At 41.8% G+C, this 843-nt stretch carries 1 protein-coding gene; it reads left to right on the top strand.

The genetic code is table 11. The features are described from left to right. The first annotated feature begins 17 nt into the window (after positions 1-17). On the top strand, positions 18-668 hold the full coding sequence (locus C9E89_RS22910) for a 3-oxoacid CoA-transferase subunit B (protein WP_107007738.1): 651 nt from the start codon (positions 18-20) through the stop codon (positions 666-668). The last annotated feature ends 175 nt before the right edge of the window (positions 669-843 follow it).

The raw sequence follows: 843 nt of genomic DNA, 5'->3' as shown, positions 1-843 counted from the left end.
ACTGCGGAGAATTTAAAATGAGTTATACAAAATTAAGCCGTGATCAAATTGCTGAGCGTGTGGCACAAGACATTCCTGATGGTGCTTATGTCAACTTAGGCATTGGTTTACCAACTAAAATTTCAAGCTACTTACCATCTGACAAAGACGTATTTTTACACTCTGAAAATGGTCTTTTGGCTTTTGGTCCACCACCTGCAGAAGAAGATCGTGACCCTGAACTGATCAATGCAGGTAAAGAATTTGTGACCTTACTGGATGGCGGTGCTTTCTTCCATCACGGTGACTCATTTGCCATGATGCGTGGTGGTCATTTAGACATCGCTGTTTTAGGTGCTTTCCAGATTGCTGAAAATGGTGATTTGGCGAACTGGCATACAGGCGCACCTGATGCGATTCCTGCGGTTGGCGGTGCGATGGATTTAGCCGTTGGTGCGAAAAAAGTTTTCATCACGACTGATCATGTGACCAAAAAAGGCGAGCCGAAAATCGTTGCTGAACTGACTTATCCTGCTACAGGTTTGAAATGTGTAGACCGTATTTACACTGACCTTTGCGTGATTGATGTCACTGCTGAAGGCATGAAAGTGATTGAAAAAGTGGAAGGTCTTTCATTTGAAGAATTGCAGTCGTTGACGGGTGCAAAATTGATTGATGCGACGGTTTAAGACACTTTAGAAATATACAGAATCTCCCTAAATCCCCCTTTTTCAAAGGGGGACTTTGACCAATAAATATTTATTTTTCATTGGAAAGTCTTCCTCCTTTCAGGAGGGATTAAGGGAGGTAAAGGATTTAAAAATGAAAAACGCATACATTATTGATGCCATCCGTACACCATTT

Source organism: Acinetobacter sichuanensis (assembly GCF_003024515.2).
In the GTDB taxonomy this organism is placed as follows: Bacteria; Pseudomonadota; Gammaproteobacteria; order Pseudomonadales; family Moraxellaceae; genus Acinetobacter; species Acinetobacter sichuanensis.
The sequence above is the reverse complement of the archived record's forward strand: the minus strand, read 5'-3'. Positions and strand labels throughout refer to the sequence as shown.

What these genes read in the sequence shown, in the direction of transcription:
- C9E89_RS22910 (WP_107007738.1), top strand. Translation starts at nt 18, where the DNA reads ATGAGTTATACAAAATTAAGCCGTGATCAAATTGCTGAGCGTGTGGCA.